The 24,171-nt window shown below is 64.9% G+C and carries 17 protein-coding genes; 7 read left to right on the top strand and 10 right to left on the bottom strand.

What is annotated here, in order from left to right:
* Positions 1 to 33 precede the first annotated feature (33 nt).
* The 4 genes from NEF64_RS08730 (at position 34) to NEF64_RS08715 (ending at position 4,385) form a co-directional block, all read left to right on the top strand.
* Positions 34 to 462 carry a ribosomal maturation YjgA family protein gene (locus tag NEF64_RS08730; RefSeq protein WP_081877687.1) on the top strand — a complete coding sequence of 143 codons (429 nt, stop codon included), beginning with the start codon at positions 34 to 36 and terminating at the stop codon, positions 460 to 462.
* Between the two features lie 521 nt (positions 463 to 983).
* The gene (gene kdgD / locus NEF64_RS08725; RefSeq protein ID WP_031395377.1) at positions 984 to 1,922 is read left to right on the top strand and encodes a 5-dehydro-4-deoxyglucarate dehydratase; all 939 of its coding nucleotides are present in this window, start codon (positions 984 to 986) and stop codon (positions 1,920 to 1,922) included.
* Positions 1,923 to 1,953: 31 nt separating this feature from the next.
* The gene (locus NEF64_RS08720; protein WP_234387677.1) at positions 1,954 to 2,844 is read left to right on the top strand and encodes a LysR substrate-binding domain-containing protein; all 891 of its coding nucleotides are present in this window, start codon (positions 1,954 to 1,956) and stop codon (positions 2,842 to 2,844) included.
* Positions 2,823 to 4,385, top strand: a complete 1,563-nt coding sequence (locus tag NEF64_RS08715) for a carboxylesterase/lipase family protein (RefSeq protein ID WP_056405774.1) — start codon at positions 2,823 to 2,825, stop codon at positions 4,383 to 4,385. The genes NEF64_RS08720 and NEF64_RS08715 overlap by 22 nt, the downstream gene beginning before the upstream one ends.
* Here NEF64_RS08715 and NEF64_RS08710 read toward each other — a convergent pair.
* Together NEF64_RS08710 and NEF64_RS08705 are read right to left on the bottom strand one after the other, a co-directional pair.
* The gene (locus tag NEF64_RS08710) at positions 4,382 to 6,217 is read right to left on the bottom strand and encodes a DUF8034 domain-containing protein (RefSeq protein WP_252574844.1); all 1,836 of its coding nucleotides are present in this window, start codon (positions 6,215 to 6,217) and stop codon (positions 4,382 to 4,384) included. The two genes, NEF64_RS08715 and NEF64_RS08710, sit on opposite strands and share 4 nt — an antisense overlap.
* On the bottom strand, positions 6,214 to 7,566 hold the full coding sequence (locus NEF64_RS08705; RefSeq protein ID WP_031396690.1) for an MFS transporter: 1,353 nt from the start codon (positions 7,564 to 7,566) through the stop codon (positions 6,214 to 6,216). Before NEF64_RS08705 ends, NEF64_RS08710 begins: the two co-directional genes overlap by 4 nt.
* Positions 7,567 to 7,849: 283 nt before the next feature.
* On the opposite strand from NEF64_RS08705, the gene NEF64_RS08700 reads away from it, so the two are divergent.
* Positions 7,850 to 10,729, top strand: coding sequence for a TonB-dependent receptor (locus NEF64_RS08700; protein ID WP_192003746.1), 2,880 nt, complete (start codon positions 7,850 to 7,852; stop codon positions 10,727 to 10,729).
* 113 nt (positions 10,730 to 10,842) lie between these two features.
* Complete coding sequence (locus tag NEF64_RS08695; protein WP_056405776.1) at positions 10,843 to 12,456, top strand: family 43 glycosylhydrolase; 1,614 nt, start codon at positions 10,843 to 10,845, stop codon at positions 12,454 to 12,456.
* Between the two features lie 16 nt (positions 12,457 to 12,472).
* On the opposite strand, the gene NEF64_RS08690 is transcribed toward NEF64_RS08695, so the two are convergent.
* Together NEF64_RS08690 and NEF64_RS08685 are read right to left on the bottom strand one after the other, a co-directional pair.
* On the bottom strand, positions 12,473 to 13,465 hold the full coding sequence (locus tag NEF64_RS08690; protein WP_056405777.1) for an alpha/beta hydrolase: 993 nt from the start codon (positions 13,463 to 13,465) through the stop codon (positions 12,473 to 12,475).
* Positions 13,466 to 13,542: 77 nt separating this feature from the next.
* Positions 13,543 to 16,545, bottom strand: a complete 3,003-nt coding sequence (locus NEF64_RS08685) for a TonB-dependent receptor (protein WP_244649266.1) — start codon at positions 16,543 to 16,545, stop codon at positions 13,543 to 13,545.
* Positions 16,546 to 16,892: 347 nt separating this feature from the next.
* Between NEF64_RS08685 and NEF64_RS08680 the strand changes: the two genes are divergently transcribed.
* On the top strand, positions 16,893 to 17,237 hold the full coding sequence (locus NEF64_RS08680; RefSeq protein WP_156360276.1) for a cupin domain-containing protein: 345 nt from the start codon (positions 16,893 to 16,895) through the stop codon (positions 17,235 to 17,237).
* A 2-nt stretch (positions 17,238 to 17,239) separates the two neighbouring features.
* On the opposite strand, the gene NEF64_RS08675 is transcribed toward NEF64_RS08680, so the two are convergent.
* From NEF64_RS08675 to NEF64_RS08650, 6 genes are all read right to left on the bottom strand, one after another.
* Positions 17,240 to 18,820, bottom strand: a complete 1,581-nt coding sequence (locus NEF64_RS08675) for a carboxylesterase/lipase family protein (protein WP_031393794.1) — start codon at positions 18,818 to 18,820, stop codon at positions 17,240 to 17,242.
* A complete protein-coding gene (locus NEF64_RS08670) occupies positions 18,807 to 19,814 on the bottom strand; it encodes a sugar kinase (protein ID WP_031393793.1) in 1,008 nt (335 codons plus the stop codon). The genes NEF64_RS08675 and NEF64_RS08670 overlap by 14 nt, the downstream gene beginning before the upstream one ends.
* Before the next feature lie 41 nt (positions 19,815 to 19,855).
* Positions 19,856 to 20,611 (bottom strand): 2-dehydro-3-deoxy-D-gluconate 5-dehydrogenase KduD, encoded by a 756-nt coding sequence (gene kduD / locus NEF64_RS08665; protein WP_031393792.1) that lies wholly within the window; start codon positions 20,609 to 20,611, stop codon positions 19,856 to 19,858.
* Between the two features lie 122 nt (positions 20,612 to 20,733).
* Entirely contained in the window at positions 20,734 to 21,576 is an 843-nt protein-coding gene (gene kduI / locus NEF64_RS08660; RefSeq protein WP_031393791.1) for a 5-dehydro-4-deoxy-D-glucuronate isomerase, read from the bottom strand.
* Positions 21,577 to 21,588: 12 nt separating this feature from the next.
* The gene (uxaC, locus tag NEF64_RS08655) at positions 21,589 to 23,031 is read right to left on the bottom strand and encodes a glucuronate isomerase (protein ID WP_031393790.1); all 1,443 of its coding nucleotides are present in this window, start codon (positions 23,029 to 23,031) and stop codon (positions 21,589 to 21,591) included.
* Positions 23,032 to 23,117: 86 nt separating this feature from the next.
* A complete protein-coding gene (locus NEF64_RS08650) occupies positions 23,118 to 24,158 on the bottom strand; it encodes a LacI family DNA-binding transcriptional regulator (protein ID WP_031393789.1) in 1,041 nt (346 codons plus the stop codon).
* Between the last annotated feature and the right edge of the window lie 13 nt (positions 24,159 to 24,171).

Genomic DNA, 24,171 nt, shown 5'->3' with positions numbered 1-24,171 from the left:
GTGCGAGGAAGGCCGGTCGCATTATCGGCGCTGATGATCGTCGCCACCATCGCGACTGGTCTCACGATCAGGCTGGCGCCGCTCGGGCTCCCGCACGCCTTCGTCAAACATGGCGGATCGCTGATGTGGGCGCTCATGATCTACTGGATCGTTTCGTCCGTTCGCCCGCTTTGGCAGCTCATGCGCAGCGCTCTCGTATCGAGCGCGATCGCGTTTTGCGTCGAAGTCTTCAAGCTCTATCACACGCCGCTGCTCGACGCCTTTCGGCTGACCTTGCCCGGCAAGCTGCTCCTTGGGCGCGTGTTCTCGCTATGGGACCTGGTCGCCTACGCGGTTGCAATCATCGTCGGCGTTATGGCGGACCATATGATCTGGTCCAGTATGCAGCGCCTGCCACCTGCTGAGCGCCAGAATGAGCCGCGATTGGGAGCAATTGGGCCGGCCGGTCAACAGCCTCGCTAGACCGGAAACGTCACGGCTTTATCGGCTTCGACCCACAAGCAGACGTTCAGGCCTCTTCCCTCACTTCCCAACTTCGGACGCTGGTTCATATTTGTACGAAAGGCGGCAGCGGTCCTCAAAACAAGATTACACCGACATTCGCGCGGTCTTTCCCGCTTTCCTACGTTGGCCATTCGTTTATTTGGTTGGACGTCAACTCGCTCCGCTTTCTGTACGGTCCACATGGAAGACAAACAGCCATGGCAGTCGTGAAGTGACATATTTGGGAACGCCGATTGCCCGACCATCCGTGGGTTGTCGTCCGGTCTCGATTCCACCGATAAATAGTGTCAAGATTGCGATCGAATTCACATACTACCAAGCCTCGCGCGGTAGGAAGATCATGCCCCAACGAGATCGAGCTACTACGCGCATTGATCGAGCGCGCCTTTGGTTTGGACCCGCACGGCCACGCAACCTACCAAGATCCTCGACATGGCTGCGACACGAGCGCGGACCAAACGATCGAGGGGATGCACGTTATGACGACCATGAGCCCGACTGAGATGGCGCAGCGCCTTGGCGGCGGATTACTGTCGTTTCCCGTCACGCATTTCGATGCCGACGGCGCGTTCGTCGAGGACGGGTATCGAAAGCATTGCGCCTGGATGCTCGAGCACGAACTGTCCGGCCTGTTCGCGGCGGGCGGCACGGGCGAGTTCTTTTCGCTGACGCCAGCCGAAGTCGCGCAGGTCGTCGGCGCCGCGGTGGCCGAAGCCGGCGGACGTCTGCCGGTGATCTCGGGCTGTGGCTACGGCACCGCGATCGCCACCGGGATCGCACGCGATGCGGAGAAGGCCGGCGCGGACGGCCTGTTGCTGCTGCCCCCCTATCTGGTCGGATCGAAGCAGGAGGGGCTTGCCGCGCATGTCGAGGCGGTCTGCAAGGCGACCGGGCTAGGCGTGATCGTCTACAACCGCGACAATGCGATCCTCGACGACGATACGCTGGCCGGGCTGTGCGACCGCAATCCCAACCTCGTCGGCTTCAAGGACGGCGTCGGCGACATCGAGCTGATGACGCGCGTCTATGCGCGAATGGGCGACCGGCTGACCTATATCGGCGGCTTGCCGACCGCCGAAACGTTCGCGACGCCGTATCTAACGATGGGCGTCACGACCTATTCGTCGGCGATCTTCAACTTCCTGCCCGAATGGGCGCTGGCGTTCTACAAGGCCGTGCGCGCCGACGACCGGGTCGAGGTGCTGAACCAGCTGCGCGATTTCGTGCTGCCCTACATCACGCTGCGCAACCAGGGCCGCGGTTATGCGGTGTCAATCGTCAAGGCGGGCATGCGTGTCGTCGGCCGCGATGCCGGGCCGGTGCGCTCGCCGCTGACCGATTTGTCCGCAGCCGAGGACGAGCGGCTCCGCGTGCTGATCGAGAAGGTCGCCCCCACCGCTCTTGCCAAGGCGGCGTGACAGCGGGCGAAAACCGACGGATAGTGCGGCGATGATGTTCGAACTCAGCCAGCTTCGCTGCTTCGTCGCCGCCGCCGAGGAACTCCATTTCGGGCGCGCGGCACAGCGCCTGAACATGACGCAATCGCCGCTCAGCCGACAAATCCAGCTGCTCGAGCGGATCCTCGACGTGACGCTGCTCGAACGCACCAGCCGGCAGGTGAGCCTGACGCCCGCCGGTCGCGTGTTCCTGATCGAGGCGCGGCGGATCGTCCGGCTGTCGGAGAGTGCGGCGCTGTCGGCGCGGCGCGTGGCGAAGGGCGATGCGGGACGCGTAGCGATCGGCTTCACCGCGGTGTCGGGGTATAATCTGGTGCCGCAGATCGTCGCGCAAGCGAGAGCGAGCCTGCCCAATATCGACCTCGAACTGCGCGAGATGGTGACGACCGACCAAGTCGATGCGCTGCTGACCGGGCTGATCGACATCGGCTTCGTGCGGCCGCCGCTCGATCGTCACGAGTTCGACACCGTCTGCGTACAGGTCGAGCCGCTCGTCGTCGCGCTACCCGCGGGGGATCCGCGACAGGCGAAGGCGGTGCTCGAACTGGGTGATTTCGATGGCCTGCCGCTGATCATGTATGCGCGGCAGGGCGCGGGGTATTTCCACCAGATGCTTATCGGGCTGTTCGACGCGGCCGGCGTGTCGCCGCACTATGTCCAGCACGTGACGCAGATCCATTCGATGCTGGGGCTCGTCCATGCCGGCCTCGCCGCGGCAATCGTGCCGGAATCCGCATCGGGGCTGCACATGAACGACGTGCAGTTCCGCCGGCTTGCGACCGAGCCCGAGAAGCCGGTCGAGCTGCACATGGCGTGGCGGCGCGACAACGGTAACCCGGCGCTGGAGCCGATGCGGCGACTGTGCGCCGAAACCGCGGCGTGATCGACCGGCGCGCGGTGCTCGCCGGGCTCGTAGCGACACCGGCGCTGGTTGCTGCGCGTACACCGGCGAGCCCCGTCGCGACGACGCGATACGGGCGGGTGCGCGGGACGGTCGACCGGGACGTGCTGGTCTTTCGCGGGGTGCGCTACGGCGCGGATACGCGGGCGCGGCGGTTTGCGCATGCGGTGCCGCCGACGCCGTGGAACGACATTGCCGACGCGACGCACTACGGCGCAGCCTCGCCACAGACCAAGGCGACCGAGGCGACCAGCGAGGATTGCCTGTTCCTCAACGTCTGGACGCCTGCGCTCGACGCGTCGCGCCGGCCGGTCATGGTCTATATCCACGGCGGCGCGCATGCGCACGGGTCCGGGTCCGATCCGCTGTACGATGGCGGCAATCTTGTGCGGCGCGGCGACGTGGTGGTCGTTACCTTGAACCACCGGCTGGCGGCGCTCGGCTACGCGTATCTCGCGCAGCTTGGCGGGCCGGCGGAGTCGGGGAACGTCGGCAATCTCGACATCGTCCTCGCGCTGCAATGGGTGCGCGACAACATCACGGCGTTCGGCGGCGATCCGGGGCGAGTGATGCTGTTTGGCCAATCGGGTGGTGGCGCCAAGATCGTCACGCTGATGGCGATGGCGGAGGCGCGCCCGCTGTTTCACGCCGCCGCGACGATGAGCGGCCAGCACGTTACGGCGGCCGGGCCGAACCACGCGACGATCCGGTCGCGGGCGTTCATGGCGAAGGCGGGCGCGAGCGACTTTCCGACGCTGAAGGTGCTGCCGATCAATCGGCTGGTCGAGGCGATGGCGACGACCGATCCGATCGAAGGCAAGGGTGAGATCAGCTTTACCTCAACGCTCGATCATCATGTGCTGACGCGTCATCCGTTCTTTCCCGACGCCCCGCGCGAGGCGGCGCATATCCCGCTGATCGTCGGCAATACGCATGACGAGACCGGGTTGTGGATTGGGGAAATCCTGAAGCGCGGCGACACGAGTTGGGAGAACCTACCCGCGCGGTTGGTGCGGGAGATGACCAAGGACCTCGCCCCCGATCACGTCATCGCGCGCTACCGCGACCTCTATCCCGATCGGACGCCGGGGCAGATCCTGCTGGCGGCATCGACCGCGGGTCGGTCCTGGCCCGGGCATCTGATCCAGGCCGAGGAACGCGCGAAGATCGGTGCGCCGACCTGGATGTATCAGCTCGACTTTCCTTCGCCGGAGGCGGGCGGCGTGCTCGGCGCGTTCCATACGCTCGATATCGGCCTAGTGTTCGACAATACGCAGCAGCCGAGCGCGCGGACGGGTGATGGGCCGGAGGCGAGACGGCTGGCCGGGCGGATGGCGGATGCGTTCATCGCGATGGCGCGGACCGGCGATCCGAACTGTGCGAGCGTGCCGATCTGGCGTCACTATGATCTGGTGCGACGCTCGACGATGATCTTCGATCGGGCAGTGCGGATGGAAGACGATCCCCGGCGCGAGGAACGCCTGCTGTTCGCGGTTGCGCCGTATATCAAGCCGGGCGGCTAGCGGTCCCACGGAAAGGCGAGCGTCGGGCGGTTGGCGTAGCGGCGCATGCGCAGGCTCAAGCGCGCACCGGCGCCGGGCTCGAGCCGGATCGTGACCGCGGCGCCGGCGACGTCGGTCGTGCGGCCGTCGATCGTCACAGCGTCTATCCGGTGCTCGGCATAGGCGCCGCCTTGCACCACCACCGTCCGCGGCTGGCTGTTGCTCAGGTTTACCAGCGTCACATCGGTCGTCGTGTCGCCCAGCGTATGCACGAGCGCAGTGACGTCCTCCGGCACGCCGGCGCGTTTGCGATCCGCGTCGAAATAGCGGAGCCGGCAGTGGAGCGGGACGCCGCCTTGCGATGGCGAAGTCTTCGACCAGGACGGGCGGGCAATGTGCAGGCCGCCGGTCATCAGCTGGACTAGGCTGGTGACGTTGGCCGGGTTAATGTCGATCGGCCAGTCTGCGAGCCGGGTTTCCGGCGTCGTCGGATCGGACACGCGCGCAGCGACCCGGTCGGCGACGGCCTTCAGGTCCGCGCGCAACGCGGTTACGGCGTAGCTCGGGTTCTTGCCTTCGAGGAAGCTCACCCACGGATGATCGCCGGCAGCCGCGCGGTCGGCGGGCGCCTGCGAAATGTACCATATCTCGAAGCCGTTGGTCTTGAACGGACCAGGTTGCCAGCCATACCAGCCGTCCGCACCGTGCATCGTCGGCGTAGACAGCACACCGCCGATCGTCTTGGCCTGTGCATTGATCCGCGCGGTCTGGCGGCGCCAGACGTCGATATAGCGCTGATCGCCGGTCAGCAGCGTGCCGGTCATGAACGCGGTGATCGAACGGGGTATGCGGTTGCGGTTCTCGCGCTTGCCGGTCTGCGGCACGATCGGCGAGAAGCCCCAGCCATAGACGCCACTCCACCAGTCGCGCGGGACGATGCCATCCAGACCGACGCGGCTGGGGATGATGTCGCCGTTCGCTTTTGCCCGGCCAACCCACGCGTCGAGATAGTCGAGCGCCCAGGTCCGGTATCGATCCCCTGCCCCCAGCGCATACGCGTTGAGCCCTATCGTCGTCGCCTGAAGGTTGAGCGGATTGTCGCCGACGACGTCGCCATAGTCGGCATAATGCGCGAGCGTCTGCGCGTACGTCGTCTCGCCGTGTTCCATGTGGAAGCGTTCGCCGGCGGCGAACGGATCGCCCGCCCAGTCGAGCTCGGTCGCGCGGCGCAGCATCGGCCCCCGACTTCCGTTCATCAGGCTGCGCATGATCCGCAGCTTGGGGTCGTAGTTGCGTGTGGTCGGATCGCGGCCGGTGTAGAAGTCGGCGTAGCGACGCGTGCGCTCGATCAGCTTCAGGTCGCGCGGGCCGGACAGCCCCATCATGTTGAAGGTCGTCAGCCCTTCCGCATTGTGCTGCCAGTCCATCTGGACAGGAAACTCGCGAAAATACATCCCCTTGCGTGCGATCGGCACGTCGACCGTGCGCGCGGCGGTGAACTGCTTGAGGTGACCCTCCCACGCCCGTGCGTACAGGTCGCGGATACGATCGGGACCGCCCAGCGCGTGCAGGATCGCCCAGTCGTTCGTTGCTTCCGCCGCATCGTCGGGACCATCGTTCGCACCCCAGCGCTCGAACACGCGCAGCCAGCCGCGACTGTCGATATACTTTGCGTAGAACGCTTCGCAGGCTTCGGCATTGGCAGTGAGCAAGCGGCGTTGCAGGACGGCCCATTCCGGCGCTGCCATAGGCGTTGTAACCCGCAACGTCGCTGGCGCCGCACGAACGGCGGCAGGCAATGTGGCGAGTGCGGCCGCGGCACCCCCGAGCAGCGTACGTCGATCGACGGTCATGCGGCCAGCTCGACACGGCGGATCGGACCGACGATCACCAGGAACGAGAAGATCGTGAGCAGGCAATGCGCGCCAACGAACACCAGCGCCCAATCGAACGAGCCCGTAGCGCCGACGATAAAGCCGATGACGATCGGCGTGACGATCCCGGCGACGTTGCCGAACATGTTGAACACCCCGCTGGTCAGCCCGGCGAGCTGCTTTGGCGCGACGTCCGACATCACTGCCCAACCGAGCGACGCGACGCCCTTGCCGAAGAACGCAACCGCCATCAGCGTGACGACCAGCCATTCCCCCTCGACGAACACGCAGGCGATGATCAGCGTCGCCAGCAGCATCCCGAACACCAGCGGCACTTTGCGCGCGATGTCGATCGAGCCGGTGCGCTTGAGCAGCAGGTCGGACGTGTAGCCACCGACGAGCCCGCCGACGAAGCCGCACAGCGCTGGTGCGGCGGCGGCGAAGCCGGCTTCCATGATGTTCAGCCCGCGTTCCTTGACCAGGTAGATCGGGAACCAGGTGACGAAGAAATAGGTCAGCACGTTGATGCAATACTGGCCGAGATAGATGCCGAGCAGCATCCGGTTCGCGAGCAGCTGGCGCAGGTTCGTCCACGAGAAGGCCTGCGGGCGATTGGCAGCATCCTCCATCCGGATCAGCCCGCCGCCCGCCTCGATATGCGCGAGTTCGGCGGCGTTGATCTTCGGATGGCGGACCGGGCTGTGGATGTAGCGGACGAACAGTGCCGTCGCAGCCAGGCCGATCGCGCCCATCACCCAGAACACCGCGCGCCAGCCATAGCTGTGCACCAGCCAGCCCATCAGCGGGGCGAAGGCGACGAGCGAGAAATACTGCGCCGAATTGAAGATCGCCGACGCGGTGCCACGCTCGGCACCGGGAAACCAGGCGGCGACGAGGCGGGCGTTGCCAGGAAACGACGGCGCCTCGGCAAGGCCGACGAGAAACCGCAGCACAAACAGCATGGCAACTGCGGACACGCCCGCGATCACCCCGGTCAGCCCCTGTGTGGCCGTGAACAGCGACCAAGCGAGGATTGCACCAGCATAGACGCGCTTCGTACCGAACTTGTCGAGCAGCAGCCCGCCGGGGATCTGCGCGAGGACATAGGCCCAGGCGAAGGCGGACAGGATAAAGCCGGTCTGTACCGACGACAGCCCGAGTTCGGTCGATGCAGCAGACCCCGCGATCGAGAAGGTCGCACGGTCGGCATAGTTGATCGACGTGATCAGGAAGATGAGCGCGATCACGCGGTATCGCACCGCGGTCGGACGCCCGGTCACGCCTCCTGCGACCGCATCTTCGGCGGGGGATGATGCGGCGATCGTCATGCTTCGCTCTCCAGTCCAGCACTCGATCTGCGCGAGTGTTCGAGTTCGGTGTATCGACCAGAATGGGGTCGGTCCAAGTCCTAAAACGGGTTGATCGAGCCAACCCATGACTTGATCCGAGAACGAAGCGTTATGCGGGTCTTCGATCAGTGCATCGTTCGCATCGATCGATGTCGGAATGAGATTGGCTTAGGCGACCGCACCCGGCCTAACACAGATTGCGACAGACCGGCTCCAACGAAGCCGGCAGCGGGCACATCGTGCCGGAGTTAGGGGAGTGAGTATGACTGGGATCCGCAGCTTCAAATCCGTGTTGGCCATGTCGAGCGCGATCGTCGCCTGCTCTCTGGCGACGATGGGCCACGCCCAGAGCGTGCCGGAAACGACCGCGCAGAAGGAAGCGCGCGCCGCTGGCAACACCACCGATACCGACACTCCCCCCGCTTCCCCTGCCCTGCCGCCCGAGCAGAACGTGACCGGTGCGCCGCTCGCTGCGGATGCGCCGGATATCGTCGTGACCGGGTTCCGCGCGAGCCTGAACAGCGCGATCAACATCAAGCGCACGCAGACCGCGACCGTCGACGTCATCAAGGCGGAAGACATCGCCGAGTTTCCCGACCTCAACCTGGCGGAATCGTTGCAGCGCATCCCCGGCGTCTCGATCAGCCGCGTCAACGGCGAAGGCCGCAACATCTCAGTGCGGGGCCTCGGCCCCGACTATACGCGTGTCCGGATCAACGGCATGGAGGCGATCGGCACCACCGGCGGTACCGATAATTCGGGCGGCGTGAACCGTGGCCGCGGGTTCGATTTCAACATCTTCTCGTCCGACCTGTTCAACAGCATCGCGGTCCGCAAGACCGCCACCGCCGACGTCGAGGAGGGTTCGCTCGGCGGCACCGTCGACCTGCAGTCGTCGCGCCCGTTCGACTACAAGAAGGCCACCGCGGTCATCTCGGCGAGCGCCAGCTACAACGACCTGCGCGAGAAGGTGACGCCAAAGATTTCGGGACTGATCACCAAGACGTCGGATGACGGCCGGTTCGGCGTCCTGCTGTCGGTCGCGTATGAAGAGCGTGCGATCAAGGAGGAAGGCGCGAACATCACGCGCTGGACGTATGGCGGGTTCAACGCCGGGTTCAACGCCGCGTCGCGGTTGCCGGGCAAGACGCTCGCACAGATCAACGATCCGAACCCCGTAACCGGGCTGTACCATCCGCGTATTCCCGGCCTCGTCAGCTACGACATCTTCCAGAAGCGGCTGGGTGCGGCAGGATCGGTCCAGTTCCAGCCTACCCCCAAGACGCTGATCTCGCTCGACGCGCTCTATTCGCGGCTCGACGGCACGCGCAAGGAATCGCAGCTGCAGGCGATCAGCTTCAGCCGGTCGGGCACTGGCAAGCCACAGACGGTCATCCGCGACGGCGTGGTGGACGGCGACAACAACATCATCAGCGGCACGTTCGACAACGTCGATCTGCGCACCCAGTCGCGCTACGACAAGCTGGTCACCGATTTTTACCAGGTCACCGGTACGCTCGACCAGAAGTTCGGCGAGAATTTCAAGATCGGTGCGGTCGTCGGCTATGCGGATTCGGCGTTCAGCAACCCGATCCAGTCGACCGTGACGATCGATGCGGCCAACACGCCCAATTTCTTCTACGATTTCCGCACGCGGTTTCCGACGATCAAGCCCGGCGTGGACCTGACCAACCCGAACAGCTTCGCCTTCGTCAACGGCACGTCGGAAGTTCGCATCCGTCCGCAGACCGTCAACAACAGCTTCACCAACGCCAAGACGTTTGCCGAGTGGACGGTCAATCCTTTGCTAAAGCTGAAGGTCGGCGTCGACTGGCGCCGGTTCGACTACAGCTCGACCGAGCAGCGGCGTCTGTCGGGCGAGTCGGTCGTGCAGACGCTGACGCCCGCACAGCTCGCCGCGGCGACGACGCTCTTCTCAGGCTTCGGCAAGGGGCTCGACACACCAGCCGGTACGCCGACGGCATGGGTCGTCCCCGATCTCGCCAAGTTCGCCGAGCTCTACGGGATCTACTCGAACCCACTCTACGCGACCGGTGGGGTGAACAATGCCAGCGCACGCGGATCGTTCATCACGGTGCGTGAGGACGATATCGGCGGCTGGGGCATGGCGGAGTTCAACTTCGCCGATCGCGGGCTGCCGATCCGCGGCGATGTCGGCGTGCGCTACGCCAACACCGACCAGCGCTCGACCGGCTACGCAGGACAGGGCGTCGCGACCAACCTCGTCGTCGCGGACCGGAGCTATCATCGCTGGTTGCCGTCAGGGAACCTGGTGATGGACGTCACCGATACGTTGCTGGTGCGCCTCGCAGCGGCAAAGACGCTCGCGCGCGCCGGAATCTCGGCGATCGCACCGGGTGGCAACCTCAGCGTTTCGGGCGGCAACCGTACGTTCAGCAGCGGCAACCCCGATTTGACGCCGACGGAATCGGACAATCTCGACGTTTCGGTCGAATGGTATCCGACGCGCGGCGCGATCTATGCGGTGTCGGCGTTCCAGAAGGACATCGGCACCTTCGTACAGTCGCTGAGCACCACCGTTCCGTTCAGCAGCCTGGGCCTGCCGGACTCGCTCCTGGCCGGTACGAGCGCATCACCGACCGATCTGTTTATCGTCAGCCAGCCGGTCAACTCGAGCGGTGGCCGGCTCAAGGGCTTCGAGGTCAACGTGCAACAGCCCTTCAGCTTCCTGCCGGGCTTCCTGTCCAACTTCGGCGTGCTGGCGAACTACACGCACGTGACGTCGAACATCCAATACCTGACGTCGGCGACCGGTGGTGCATCGGTGATCGCGCCGTTGATCGGGCTTTCGAGGCATGCCGCTAACGGCACGCTGTATTTCGAAACCGCAAAATTCCAGATCCGCGGCTCGATCGCCTATCGATCGCGCTATCTGACTGCGGTGCCTGGCACCGAGGGCAACGCGTATAACGGCACGAGCGGCACGACCAACGTCGACGCGCAAATGTCGTACAACCTGACCGACAACCTCAAGTTCAGCATCGAGGCGATCAACCTCACCGATCAGGTCAACGATCAGTTCGTCGACGAGACCAACCGCCTGAATGTGCTGACGCATAGCGGCCGTCAGTTCACGGCGGGAATGCGTTTCTCGTTCTGATGGTTCGGTGCTGTCCGGCTGGATGGTGACAACCATCGACCTGGGCAGCATCATGCTGGAACGACCGGTCTCGACATTCATGTCACGACGCCAAATCAGAACAGGACGAGCGCATGACCTATAATCGCCGCGAGACGTTTGGACTGGCATTGGCGGGCGGTACGGCTGCGCTCGTTCCGACTACGCCCGCCGTTGCGGAACTGCCCAAGCAGGGCGCGTGCGTGTCGCGCTTCGACGACGGTTGGCGGCGCGGTTTCGAAGGCCAGCGCGTAGCCGACCTCGGGGATGGCCGCTTCCTCAATCCGTTGATCGCCGGCGACCATCCCGATCCCGCCATCCTGAAAGATGGCGCGGATTATTACATGACCTTCTCCAGCTTCGATTCCTATCCGGGGCTGACGATCTGGCACAGCCGCGACCTGGTGAACTGGCAACCGCGCAAGGCCGCGCTGACGAAGAACATCGGCTCGGTCTGGGCGGTCAGTCTCGAGAAGCATGACGGTCGGTATTTCCTGTATATCCCGGTCAAGGCCAAGCCGAACGCGATCCACGTCATCTGGGCCGATCATATCGACGGCCCCTGGTCCGACCCGATAGACCTCGGGCTGCCCGACCATATCGATCCCTGCCACGCGGTCGGCGAGGACGGATCGCGTTGGTTGTTCCTTTCCGGGGGCGACCGCATCCGGCTCGCCGACGACGGTCTGTCGACGGTCGGCAAGGTCGAGCATGTCTATGATCCGTGGCGGTATCCGGACACATGGGACGTCGAGGGCTTCAGTCCCGAGGGGCCGAAGATCGTCCGTCACGGCGGCTGGTTCTACATGATCACCGCGGTCGGCGGCACCGCCGGACCACCGACCGGGCACATGGTGATCGTCGCACGTTCGCGCTCGATTCACGGGCCCTGGACCAACGACCCCGCCAACCCGGTCGTGCGAACCGTCAGCACAGACGAGAAATGGTGGTCGCGCGGTCATGCCAGCCTCGTCGAGGCGCCCGACGGCAGCTGGTGGTCGATCTATCACGGTTTCGAAAACGGCTATTGGACGCTCGGCCGGCAGGCGCTGCTCGATCCGATCCGCTGGACCGCCAATGGCTGGTTCGCGATGACCGGCGGGGATCTGTCAAAGCCTCTGGCCAAGCCGAAGGGGGGCGCAGCGGTGCCCCACGGCCAACCGCTTTCGGACGATTTTCGCAGGCTGCAAGTCGGCAGTAAATGGAATTTCTTCCGGCCCGGCCCGGCCGAACGCGGTCGAGCCCGTGTCGAGGGCGGTGCGCTGATTCTCCAGGCCACCGGCACGGCGCCAGTCGATTCATCGCCTTTGATGCTGATCGCAGGAGATCAGGCGTATCGGTTCGAATGCGACGTCGAGACCGCGCCCGGTGGCACGGCGGGGCTCGTGCTGTTCTACGACGATAGGCTGTATTGCGGGCTTGGCTTCGACGAACGGCGGTTCGTCACGCATCAATATGGCAACGAGCGTGGGCGGCCAGCCAATCCGCACGGACGCCGCATGCGGATCCGCATCACGAATACTCGTCACATCGTCGCAATCCATACCAGCGGCGATGCGGGCAAGAGCTGGCACCGGTTCGATCGCGGCATGGAGGTGTCGGGTTATCACCATAATGTCCGTGGCGGGTTCCTGATGCTGCGCCCCGGGCTGTATTCGGCCGGCAGCGGCGAGGCGCGCTTTCGCGACTTCCGGTACGAGGCGCTCTGACCTCGGCGCGCTTCGCTCACCCAAGGCCTTGCGCGCACGCCCATTCCTCGAACAGCGTCGGCCATAGCGCGACTGACTTGCCGACCGCCCTGCTCAAGCCGAAGCCATGCCCCCCGGTCGCGAACAGGTGTGTTTCGACCGCCACGCCGGCCTTGATCGCAGCCGCTCGAAACGCCAACGTATTCTCGACGACGACACTCCGGTCGTCTTCGGCGTGGACTAGTAAGCAGGGCGGCGTCGCCGACGTCACGTTCGAGGCGGTCGAATGCGCGTTCTCCAGGGCCGGCGTGGGTGAGGCTCCGAGCAACAGCGCGCGCGATCCGGGATGCGCGAGCGGCAGCGTCATCGATTGCACCGCATACATGAGCGCCGCGACATCGGGCCGTGCGCTGGTTCGATCCGCAGCGTCGATGGGCGTGTAGGTTGGCTGCGCGAACCTCGTCGCCAAGTCACCGCAGACATGGCCTCCCGCCGAGAACCCCATCGCTGCGACACGATCTGATTTGATCCCGTATGTGCCGGCGCGTGCGCGGATCAGCCGCATCGCCCGTTGCGCATCGGACAAGGCAACGTCCGGCCCAGCCGCCCAGCCATCGCCGGGTAACCGATAGAACAGTACGAACACCGTCCAGCCACGATCCGCCAGCCGGCGTGCGATCTCGTATCCCTCGCGGTCGACGACGATCCGGACATAACCGCCGCCCGGCATCACCAGCACCGCCGATCCGTTCGGCTTGGCGGGCCGGAACACGACCATGCGCGGGCGGGCGATACCGTGGACGGCGCGATCGGTAGCCGCGGCACCGGTCGCCCGGTCCTCGACGATCTCGACCGGCAAGTTCCGCGGCGCACCCGGCGCTCCGGCTGGCCAGAGGTCGATCGTTTCGGTCGGGTCCGGCTGCCGCGGCCCCCGGCCACCGACTTGGGCGGGCGGCGGAGTCTGCGCATCGCCGCTGGCCGACAGACCGACGGCCAGCGAACCCAGGATTGCACTCCGACGATCGATCATACGCTTCGGCCCATTAAAAAAGGGCGCACTCCGTGAGGAATGCGCCCGAGGAGAGAAGAGACCATGCCCGGCGCGGCTTACATTTTGAAGCGTGCGCCGACGAGGAAGGTACGGCCGAAGTGATTGTTCTCGTAATTCCGGTTTGCGTCGAGATCAGTATACCGGCTGCGAAAATTGTCGGTCAGGTTGGTGCCCTCGACCGACAGCTCCAACGCCGGGGTCAGCTTGTAGCGCATCGACGCATCGACGTTCAGCGACGAATTATACCCCTCGAACAGGTTCCCAGTCGCCGATGCCCCATCGATATATGGGCTACGATAGCTGATCGATCCGCGCGCGCTGAACTTGGCATCCTCGTAATACAGCGTGCCGTTATAGGCGCGCTTGGAAAGGCCATAGAGCGTCGCGGTGCGGGTCGTATTTGGCAATGAGCCGAGCGCGCCGCCCGGCTGCGTGATCGTCGTCGCCGGACCGCCCTGGGAGTAGCTGGCACTCGAATCCACGAACGTCGCATTCGCCAGCACGCCGAAATTCTTTAGGAACCCGGGCAGGAAGCGGAACGTCGACTGAAGGGCAATCTCCATGCCCTTGAGCGATGCGCCCGTGCCGTTGACGGGCGAGTTGATCTGCCATTCCTGGAATTCGGGCTGCTGCGCGGCTGGCGAGCTTGCCGGGATCACCGAAAGCGGCAGGCCCGTCGACGCGAACGTCCCGCTCCGCGTCTGCGTGACGGGGAAGCTCTCGACATTCTTCTTGAACAACGCGACCGAGAAGATCGACTGCGGCGCGAAATACCATTCGGCCGAGATGTCGAACGCGGTCGCGCGGAACGGATCAAGCTGCGGATTGCCGAAGGTCACGCGGTAGTTGAAGCCGTCGACCGACCCACCCGGGGTCAGGCTGCCCAGGCTCGGCCGCGTCAGCACCTTCGAGATCGCCCCGCGGATGATCACGTCTTCCGTTGGGAACAGCGCCACGTTGATCGCGGGCAGCCAATCGTCATAGCTCCGCCCGACCGTCACCGGCGTGTTCACGGTGACGCCGGCGGCGGTCGCCGACGACAGCCCGGTCGAGCGCTGCTTGGTGCGGACATAGCGCACGCCCGCATTTGCGGCGTAGCGCAGGCCGAACATGTCGCCCTTCACGTTGAACTCGGTGTAGCCGCCGGTCACCTGCTCGGACACGCTGCGCGTATCGCCGACGAGCACGGTCGGAGTCCGCCCGTACAGACCAGTAAACGCCGCTGCCTTATCGATATCGGGGATCAGGAAGCTGGTCGTAGTGCCCGCGGGCTGGCCAGAATTGCCGATGTTGAACAGCTCGCCGAGATTCCCCGCCGGAAAGCCGTACACCGCGGTAGGCCCGAACTGCGTGGAGGGCGAGCAGGTCAGCGTTCCCAGCACCAGATCGCGTCCGCCGGCATTCGGGCAGACGACCGTGTCCCGCGAGAAGCCCTCCGTATCGAAGGTGAATTTGCGGTACAGCCCACCCGCCTTGATCTGGAACCCCTCGGTCACGTCCCATTCGGTCCGCAACTGCGCGGTGCGGAACTTGTTGATCGTCTGCGATGGACGATCGCGGATTTCGGCGAGCTGGAAATTGGCCGGATCGGTGACGCTGGTGCCGAAGGTGAGCGTCGGCCGCTTCATGTCGGTATAGTCGTAGCTATAGCCCTGCGCGTCGCGGTCGTCGAAGACGAACGTCGTCTCGACGGGGATCGTCGCATCCGACTTCGAAACGCCGCCCATCAGCGTGAAGCGGAAAGTGTCGCTGACATCCTGATCCCAGCTGCCGCCGATCTGGTAGAATTCTGTCTTGGAATCGCGCACATAATGCTCGGTGCGGACCCAAGCGTCGTTTAGCGTCGCCTTGATCAGGTTGTTGTTCGCATCAATCGCGTAGTTGCTGATGTCGATCGAGCGCTCGTTGGAGCGCAGCAGGACTTCGCCCCACTTCTCCTCGCGGGTTTCCTTGAACCGCGAATAGAGGCCGTCGATCGAGATCTTGGTGGCATCGGTCGGCGACCATTGCACGCTGCCGGTGATCCCCAGCCGCTCGCGCTCGTGGCGGATCGTCCCGTAGCGTGGGATGCGCGGATGGAAGGCGAGCGCGGCGCTCGTGCAGGCGGCGCTCGGAACATAGACGCCGCCGCGGTTCGGTGTGGTGAAGCAGCGCGTTCCGTCGACCGAGTCGAACACGCCCTGCGCCCAGCGCACGCTGTTGTTACCGAGCTGAAAATTGTTTGTCTTCGAATACGCTGCCGACGCCGAAACGCCGAACGTCCCGTCAGCCGACTTCCACGACAGCAACCCAGCGAGGCGCGGTCCGAAATTCTTGCTGAGATCATTGTAGCTCGCCTGCGCGGAGCCGACCGCGGTGAAGCCGATCTTGCCGCCGAGCGGGTTGCCCGTGTTCAGATCGACCACCGCGCCGAGTGAGCCTTCGTCGAGCGAGGCCTCGGCGGTCTTGTGCACCACGATCGAATTGAACAGCTCGGACGCGAAAACGTTGAAATCGAACGCACGATCGCGATTCGAACTCGCGCCGTCGGTCGAGGTGGCGACCGTCTCCATGCCGTTGACCCGAACGCGAGTGAACTGAGCGCCCAGGCCGCGAACGGTGATCGCGCGCCCCTCGCCCGCGTCACGCTGGATCGAGATGCCGGGAATGCGCTGCAGTGATTCAGCGAGGTTCTGGTCGGGAAACTTGGCAATGTCCTCGGCGACGATTGCGTCGACCGCCGAAACCGATTGGCGCTTCACGTTGAGCGCCGCGTCGAGCGATTTGCGAAAGCCCGTGACGACAATCTCGGCGGTCTGGCCTTCGGCGGGCACCGTTTCAGGTCCGGTCTGCGGTGCAGTCGTTGCTGCGGGATCGGCTACGTCGCCCTGTGGCACGACCGCGGTCTGCGCGGGCGACGGATCGACCTGTGCAGGCGTTCCTGGCGTCACGCTGTTGGGAATCTGTGCGGCCTGCGCCGATGCGATCGAAGGCAGTACGAGCGCGAGGACCAAACTGCCGGCGGACACGCCGCCAAGCCAGCCCATTCGCCGAATCGCTGCCGATGCTTGAACTTCCATTGCTTCCACTCCCCATTCGGCCGTTGCCGATGACACCGGTTGCGCGGTCGACGTGTCGTCATTGCGCCGCCGACCTGACTGTTTTGGAGAGTTGGACCCGTATCGTGCGACGGGGACACCCGATCCTCTCCCGAAAGGCCAGCTCTTGCAGGTCCTTCCCCCGTCCCTTGCGTGCCTAGGTAACCGGTGTCAGAACAATGTCGCATGAATTTTGACGTGTCAACATGCCGCGTCCCACATCGTACGAAACAGGAGATGCATGGATGTCACGGGCAGCAATCACAGCCATCGCGATCAGCGCTTTCCTCTGCGCGGCGAGTGCTGCCCAGAAACCTGCGTCCCGCGCGATGGTCATCGTCGACGAGGCGGCAACGATGCGCGAGGAGCCCACGCCACACGGTGCAATCGGATTCAGCACCGCCTACCGGATCAGCGACGGAGTGACCGGCCGGACGATGGAGTTCCGCAAACGCATCCTGCACTCAGGCAGCGCGATCGGACTGCACCGGATCGCGCACGACGAGGTCTACTATGTCGTATCTGGCGCCGGCGCGGTCTCTTCCGGCGGGGCTACGCAAGACCTGCGGACTGGCATGACGGCCTATCTGTTCGATGGCGAGACGGTCGGCATCCGCCAAACCGGCGCCGGTCCGCTCGTCCTGATCATCGCCTATCCGATCCCCCGCAAATAGCGTCAGGTCCCCGGCTGTATGTACGGCACGCGCGCAAACAGCTCGCGTTCCCAACAGCGTGGATCGGCCTCGACCCGAGACCGCGCGTCGAAGATCATCGTCGATCGCGCTGCACGATCGTAGATCGGCCATTTCGGCGCACCCGCATGGTTGGGATTCCCGGTGACCGCAAACGCGACGAAGCTGTCCTGCATTGCCTTCGATGCCGCGCGCGCATCCGCTGCCGTGCCCGTCTGCGATCCCTCTGCACCCAGCGTGCCGAACACCAGGGGGATGTCCATCGTGTGCATCGCCCCGCGTCGAGGCTCGGTCCGCGATGCGAAATCCACTTGGTAGACCCAGGCCGGCGCCTTCGCGTCGGCGCGAGCCTCGGCTTCGATGACCTGGCCGCGCCAGCTGCGGCCGGCGGTCGTCGCTCCGTAGAAGACGTCGGTCGGCGACCAATCCGGATACTGCGCGCGGTACTGAGCCACCACCCATTCGGGCAGGATGTCGATCCGTAGCTCGGGTGCCATTCGCGTCGCGACGTTGCTCCAGTCGAGCCCGCGAACCTTTGGCGAATCGATGCCGATGAACGCACGTGTCTCGTCATGCGTATTGCCGAGCAGCATAGGAATGCGGTTGCCGAGCGGGTTCGCGTCGGGCCAGAATGGGTGGCGGGTCAGCCAGGTCATGTCCAGCACCGGGCCGAAATACACCCCTCCGCCCATGATCGGATCGGTAGCGCCCAGCGCCTCCACCACCTTCTCGACCGGCAGTGTCAGCAATGGCGACAGATCGGTCTCGGCTACGCCCAGCTTCGCCAGATATGCGCGCGCACGGGCCGTCGCGTTGAGCGGACCCGATACGGTCACCTGCTGGCCGCTCATCGTTGCCGCGCGGTGGAACAGGCCGGCAGCGGCGGGCATGCCCATCATCGTCGCGATCTTCGCGCCCCCGCCCGACTGACCGAACACCATCACCCGGCTTGGATCGCCGCCGAATGCCGCGATGTTGTCGCGCACCCATTTGAGCGCGAGGATCAGATCGAGCTGCCCCGCATTGCCGCTATCAGGAAACCGGGAATCGAGCCGCGCGAGATACAGATAGCCGAGCGCGTTAAGGCGGTGGTTGACCGTCACCACGACCACGTCGCCTCGTGCCGCCAGCGCCTGCCCGTCGTTCTGCGGATCGGTGACGCTACCGTTAGAATAGGCACCGCCGTGGATATAGACCATCACCGGGTTCTTCGCGCGCGGGTCGGCGGCGGCGGTCCAGATGTTGAGGAAGAGGCAGTCCTCGGATTGCGGCCCGTACGGTCCTGACTGCGGACATACCGCACCGAACGCAAAGGCGGATACCGGCTCGCTGGCGCGCGGGATCGGTTCGGGCGCGCGGAACCGCTTGGCGCGACCGTAGCGAATGCCCTTGAACGCCGTGACGCCGTCGCTCCCCGGCCCGAGTGGCATCCCGACGAACGCGCCGGCAGCGCATCGTACCTCGACGGGCGCAAGCGGCACCGTGGCTTGCACGGCGCCCGCGATCAAAGTCGCCGCGCCCGCACCAAGCGCCGAGCGCCGCGTCCAGCCGTCAACGGCGGACATCGAGGCCACCAGCGAGATACGCATCGATATCCGCCTGCCGGAACAGGCTGGCGTCCCCAGGTAGCGAATGCTTCAGCGCCGCGAGCGCAAGGCCGATCCGCGCAACCTCGCCGATGTCCGCACCGGTGCGCAGCCCGTGCAGCACGCCCGCCGCGAACGCGTCGCCGCCACCGATCCGGTCGACGATGCCGGCCAGCACGACCTCGTCAGTCTGGACATGCTCTGCACGCGTATCGATGCGGGCAGACAACCGGTGGAGGTCGACATGCTCGACATGCCGCGCGGTCGACGCGATCGTCTGCAACCGCGGAAAGGCCTCGAATGCCGCCACCGCCGCCTCGCGTCGCCGATCCTCCGCGTCGCCCGAAAAATCGCGTCCGAGCAGCAGCGCGATGTCGCGGTGATTGCCGAACATCAGGTCGGCATGCTCGACAAGCTTGGTCAGGATCGCGCGCGGATCGGAATCCCACCGCTCCCACAATTTCCCACGCCAATTTCCGTCGAACGACACCGGAATGCCGCGTTCGGTCGCGGCCTCGACGGCAGCGAGCGCGCTTTCCGCAGGGACGGGGCCAAGCGCCGGCGTGATACCGGACAAGTGGAAGCGATCGACGCCGGCCAGCAGCGTGTTCCAGGCCCAGGCGCTCACCGGTGCTTCGGCAAATGACGACCAGGCACGGTCGTAGATCACTTCGGTCGCGCGCAACCCTGCGCCCGAGGTCACGAAATACAGCCCCATCCGTTCGCCGCCGAGCGTCACCGTCGACGTGTCGACCCCGTGTCCCCGCAACGTGGTGATCGCAGCACGCCCAAGGTCGTTGTCGGGAACCATCGTCGCCATGCCGACATCGTGGCCGAGCCGCGCTAGCTGCGTGACGATATTGGCCTCGGCGCCGGCAACCCACACGTCGAGCTTGGGCGTCTGGAGCAGCAGTTCGCGCCCCGGTGGCGACAACCGCAGCATGATCTCGCCGAACGCCAGAAACTTGCTCATATCACCCCTTCACCTAATCCTCCCAGTACCGGGGAGGATCTTCAGCGCGCCAGCCAGCCGCCATCGACCGCCAGGATATGACCCTGGACATACTTCGCCGCGGCCGATGAAAGGAACACCGCCGCCCCGCCGAGGTCGGACGCGTCGCCCCATTTGCCCGCCGGGATGCGCCCCAGGATCGACGCGTTGCGCTCCTCGTCGGCCTGCAAAGCGGCCGTGTTGTTCGTGGCGATGTAGCCCGGCGCGATCGCGTTGACGTTGATGCCCTTGCTCGCCCATTCGTTCGCCAACAGCTTGGTGAGACCGCCGATGCCCGACTTGGAGGCGGTATAGCTCGGTACGCGGATGCCGCCCTGGAACGTCAGCATCGACGCAATGTTGACGATCTTGCCCCCGCCATTCGCGACCATGTGTCGCCCCGCCGCCTGACAGAGGAAGAACACCGATTTCAGGTTGGTGTCGATCACCGCGTCCCAGTCCGCCTCGGTGAAATCGACTGCGTCAGCGCGACGGATGATCCCGGCGTTGTTGATGAGGATGTCGAGCCTGCCAAGCTTGCTCACCGTCTCGTCGACGACGCGTTGGACAGGCTCGATCGTCGAAAGGTCCGCGGACACGATCTCGGCCTTGCGCCCCAGCGCGCGGATCTGCGCGACGGTATCCTCGGCAGGCGTGCGTCCGACACACGCCACGTCGGCGCCTGCGGCTGCAAGGGCAACCGCGATGGCCTGGCCGATGCCGGTGTTCGCACCGGTGACGACGGCGACCGTGCCGGTCAGATCGAAGGGATTCGTCATGCTCTTCTCCTCCCCCCGCTTACAGGGGGGCCGGGGTGGGCTCGCGCTTTCCTTAAGCGGATCGATGGTGGTGAGTGGGCACCCACCCCCAGCCCCCTCCCGCACGCAGGAGGGGGAATTCATTACGCCAGCTGGCAGATATCCAGCACGTTCATGTCGGTATAATCCTGGTTCTCGCCCGCCATCGCCCAGATGAACGCATAGGCCTTGGTGCCCGAGCCCATGTGGATCGACCAGGGCGGGCTGATCACCGCTTCCTCGTTCGCCATCACGATGTGCCGGGTCGCCTCGCCCTCGCCCATGTAATGGAACACGCGGTCCTTCTCGAGATCGTCGAGCTCGAAGTAGAAATAGATCTCGCTGCGACGCTCGTGGATGTGCGGCGGCATCGTGTTCCAAACCGAGCCGGGCTTCAGGACCGTCAGCCCCATGACGAGCTGCGCGCTGTCGCAGATCCCGGGGATGACCATCTGATAGATCGTCCGCTCATTCGAGTCCTCGAGGCTGCCCCGCTCCAGCGTGGTGGCATCGCCAACCGAGATCACACGCGTCGTGAATGCCTTGTGCGCCGGGCACGACGCCAGATAGAAGCGCGCGCCGTCGCCCGAGAACTGGACGTCCTTCGCGCCCATCGTCACGTACAGGCAGTCCTTGTTGCCGAGCGTAAACGTCTCGCCGTCGACCGTGACGGTGCCGCCGACCTTGCCGACGTTGACGACGGCGAGTTCGCGCCGCTCGAGGAACGGGTGTCCTGCCGCAGACGCCGGCTCGGCCTGGTCGGGCAGCTTCACGCTACCGCTCGCAACGGCGACGCCGCCGATCACGAAGCGCTCGGCATGCGTGTAGTTCAGTACGCACTCGCCATCGCGGAACAGGTCCTGGATCAGGTAGCGGTCGCGCAGTTCGTCGTTGGAGACGCACTCCATCATGTCGGGATGCGTGGCGTAGTAGGTGCGGTCGTACATAAGGGACTCCGGTCAGGCCGCTTGCGCAGCGAAAAGAGGTTCGTCGAGACGGTAGGCACGACGCACGAGGCCGCTGGTCAACTCATGCGCGAGTTCTGCGGCTTCCCAGTCGGCAAGGCGGTGCTCGGCGACCAGTCGCGCTAGGAATCCGCAATCGATCCGCCGCGCGACATCGTGCCGCGCCGGGATCGAAAGGAACGCCCGCGTGTCATCGTTGAACCCGACGGTGTTGTAGAACCCGGCGGTCTCGGTCGTCATCTCGCGGAACCGACGCATCCCCTCAGGACTGTCGTGAAACCACCACGACGGCCCGAGCTTGAGGCACGGATAATGCCCGGCAAGCGGCGCCAGCTCTCGTGCATACGTACTTTCGTCGAGCGTGAAGAGGATGATCGACAGCCGCGTGCTGGTGCCGAAACGGTCTAGCAACGGCTTCAACGCATGGACGTAATCTGTCCGCGTCGGGATGTCGGCGCCCTTGTCGCGGCCATGGCTCGCGAACAGCCCGGCATTATGGTCGCGCGATGATCCGGGATGGATCTGCATCACCATGCCGTCCTCGACCGACATCGCCGCCATCTCGGTCAGCATCTGTGCGCGGAAGAGTTCAGCGTCGGCCGACGTCCAATCGCCGCGCGTCACTTTGGCGAACAGTGCCTCCGCCTCGCTGTTCGATAGGTTCGCGGTCGCGGCGGTCGGATGCCCGTGATCGGTGGCAGTGGCACCCGCTGCACGGAAGTCGGCCCGGCGCTTGCGGTGCGCAGCGAGATAGCCCTTCCAGTCGTACACGTCCTCGCCGGTCAGTTCTGCGAACCGCGCCATCGCCGGCTTGAACGCCTCATGCTCGACGTCGATCACGCCGTCGGGGCGATAGGTCGTGACCACCCGCCCGTCCCAGCCCGACTGCCGGATGCGGCGATGCGCGGCGAGATCGTCATGCGCGCCCTCGGTGGTCGCGAGGAACTCGATCCCGAACCGGTCGAACAGCTCGCGAGGACGGAAAGCGTCGGACGCAAGCTTCTCGCTGATGATGTCGAAATACCGGTCCGCGGTCGACGCTTCGAGCGCGACGTCGATCCCGAACACGTCTGCGAACACGTGATCGAGCCACAACCGCGACGGCGTGCCGCGAAACAGCGCATAATGCTGGGCGAACAGCTTCCACGCCGCACGCGGATCGGTCGCGGGCGTGCCGTTCAACCGCGGGATCGCCAGCGCATCCAGTTCGACGCCCTGACTGTAGAGCATCCGGTAGAGATAATGATCGGGCGCGAGCAGCAGCGAGGTCGCGTCGGTCCAGTTGACGTTGTCCGCGAACCACGTCGGATCGGTATGGCCGTGCGGACTGATGATCGGCAACGTCGCCACTTCGGCGTACAACGCCCGCGCAATCGCACGCATCGCAGGCTCCACCGGAAAAAGGCGGTCCGGATGCAGTTCCAGAGCCCTTGTCATCGTCCATCCTCCCTGCCGCTTCGCGCGATCCTCACCCAACTTGGTAACCGGTGTCAGCAGATTGCGCAACATTCAATCCCGTCAGTTCATCGGGTCTCGGTGCCGGCCGGCGGTGAAACCGAGGCGCGCCGGATCAGTGTCGAGAGGAACAGCGACGGCTCTTCGACCAGATCGCTGCCGTCACCGACCCCTGCGATCAACTTCAAAGCGGCCGAGCGTGCCATCGATGCTATCGGCCAACGCACGGTGGTCAGGGGCGGCCAGACGTGCGCGGCGATCGGCGTATCATCGAAGCCGATGATCGACAGGTCGCCTGGAATGTCGAGCCCACGTTGCCGCGCAGCGTGAATGATCCCCGCCGCCATCTCGTCGTTGGACGAGAAGATCGCAGTCGGTCGGGGCATCACGTCAAGCAACCGCTCCGCCGCGACCAGTCCCGACTCGAACGTGTAGTTGCCGTCCGCGATCATGCTGCGCGGCAGGGAGATCCCCGCTGCAGCCAAGGCGTCCTCGAACCCCAGGCGTCGTTCGCGCGCCGAGCGAAATCCATGCGGTCCGGCGACCAGACCAATCCGGCGATGCCCTTGTTCGATCAGATACTCGGTCGCGATGCGCACCGCCTCACGGTCGTTCGACGCGACCATGTGATCGGTATCGTCGATCACCGCAGAGCCCATCCGGACATACCGACAGCCGATTGAGTCGCAGAGCTTGGCGACGGAATCATTCTCGCTGACCGGTGGCATCAACAGCACCCCGAAAAGTCGCTGCCGTTCGAGGAAGTGGCGGAGGTCGTCGAGCATCGTCGCCGATCCGCGATCGAGCGGTCGTACAACCATCTCGAACTCGGTCCCCTGCAACGCCTCGAGCATCCCCTGCTGCACGTTCAGCACGGTCTGAGCGTTTGGGTTGTCGTGAACGAGTCCGATCAGGAAATTTCGCCGAAGCGCCAGCGCCCGTGCCTGCGGGTTGGGAATGTAGCCCAACTCGCCGATCACGTCCTCTACCCGCTTGCGCGTATCGTCGTTGAGCAGCGGCGATCGGTTGATCACCCGGCTCACCGTCTTCTTGGAAACCCCGGCGATCCGGGCAACGTCGTTGATCGTCGGCTGTCCGGTTTTCTGCATCTAGACGACATAG

The sequence above is a fragment of the Sphingomonas aerolata genome (assembly GCF_023935825.1).
Taxonomy (GTDB): domain Bacteria; phylum Pseudomonadota; class Alphaproteobacteria; order Sphingomonadales; family Sphingomonadaceae; genus Sphingomonas; species Sphingomonas aerolata.
Note: the sequence above shows the minus strand (reverse complement) of the source record. Positions and strands in the feature narration are given on the sequence as shown.

Excerpts from the sequence above, each read along its gene's own strand:
- NEF64_RS08730 (WP_081877687.1), top strand. The coding sequence starts at position 34 with ATGATCGTCGCCACCATCGCGACTGGTCTCACGATCAGGCTGGCGCCG.
- kdgD (WP_031395377.1), top strand. The coding sequence starts at position 984 with ATGACGACCATGAGCCCGACTGAGATGGCGCAGCGCCTTGGCGGCGGA.
- NEF64_RS08720 (WP_234387677.1), top strand. The coding sequence starts at position 1,954 with ATGATGTTCGAACTCAGCCAGCTTCGCTGCTTCGTCGCCGCCGCCGAG.
- NEF64_RS08710 (WP_252574844.1), bottom strand. The coding sequence starts at position 6,217 with ATGACCGTCGATCGACGTACGCTGCTCGGGGGTGCCGCGGCCGCACTC.
- NEF64_RS08705 (WP_031396690.1), bottom strand. The coding sequence starts at position 7,566 with ATGACGATCGCCGCATCATCCCCCGCCGAAGATGCGGTCGCAGGAGGC.
- NEF64_RS08700 (WP_192003746.1), top strand. The coding sequence starts at position 7,850 with ATGACTGGGATCCGCAGCTTCAAATCCGTGTTGGCCATGTCGAGCGCG.
- NEF64_RS08695 (WP_056405776.1), top strand. The coding sequence starts at position 10,843 with ATGACCTATAATCGCCGCGAGACGTTTGGACTGGCATTGGCGGGCGGT.
- NEF64_RS08690 (WP_056405777.1), bottom strand. The coding sequence starts at position 13,465 with ATGATCGATCGTCGGAGTGCAATCCTGGGTTCGCTGGCCGTCGGTCTG.
- NEF64_RS08685 (WP_244649266.1), bottom strand. The coding sequence starts at position 16,545 with ATGGAAGTTCAAGCATCGGCAGCGATTCGGCGAATGGGCTGGCTTGGC.
- NEF64_RS08680 (WP_156360276.1), top strand. The coding sequence starts at position 16,893 with ATGGTCATCGTCGACGAGGCGGCAACGATGCGCGAGGAGCCCACGCCA.
- NEF64_RS08675 (WP_031393794.1), bottom strand. The coding sequence starts at position 18,820 with ATGTCCGCCGTTGACGGCTGGACGCGGCGCTCGGCGCTTGGTGCGGGC.
- NEF64_RS08670 (WP_031393793.1), bottom strand. The coding sequence starts at position 19,814 with ATGAGCAAGTTTCTGGCGTTCGGCGAGATCATGCTGCGGTTGTCGCCA.
- kduD (WP_031393792.1), bottom strand. The coding sequence starts at position 20,611 with ATGACGAATCCCTTCGATCTGACCGGCACGGTCGCCGTCGTCACCGGT.
- kduI (WP_031393791.1), bottom strand. The coding sequence starts at position 21,576 with ATGTACGACCGCACCTACTACGCCACGCATCCCGACATGATGGAGTGC.
- uxaC (WP_031393790.1), bottom strand. The coding sequence starts at position 23,031 with ATGACAAGGGCTCTGGAACTGCATCCGGACCGCCTTTTTCCGGTGGAG.
- NEF64_RS08650 (WP_031393789.1), bottom strand. The coding sequence starts at position 24,158 with ATGCAGAAAACCGGACAGCCGACGATCAACGACGTTGCCCGGATCGCC.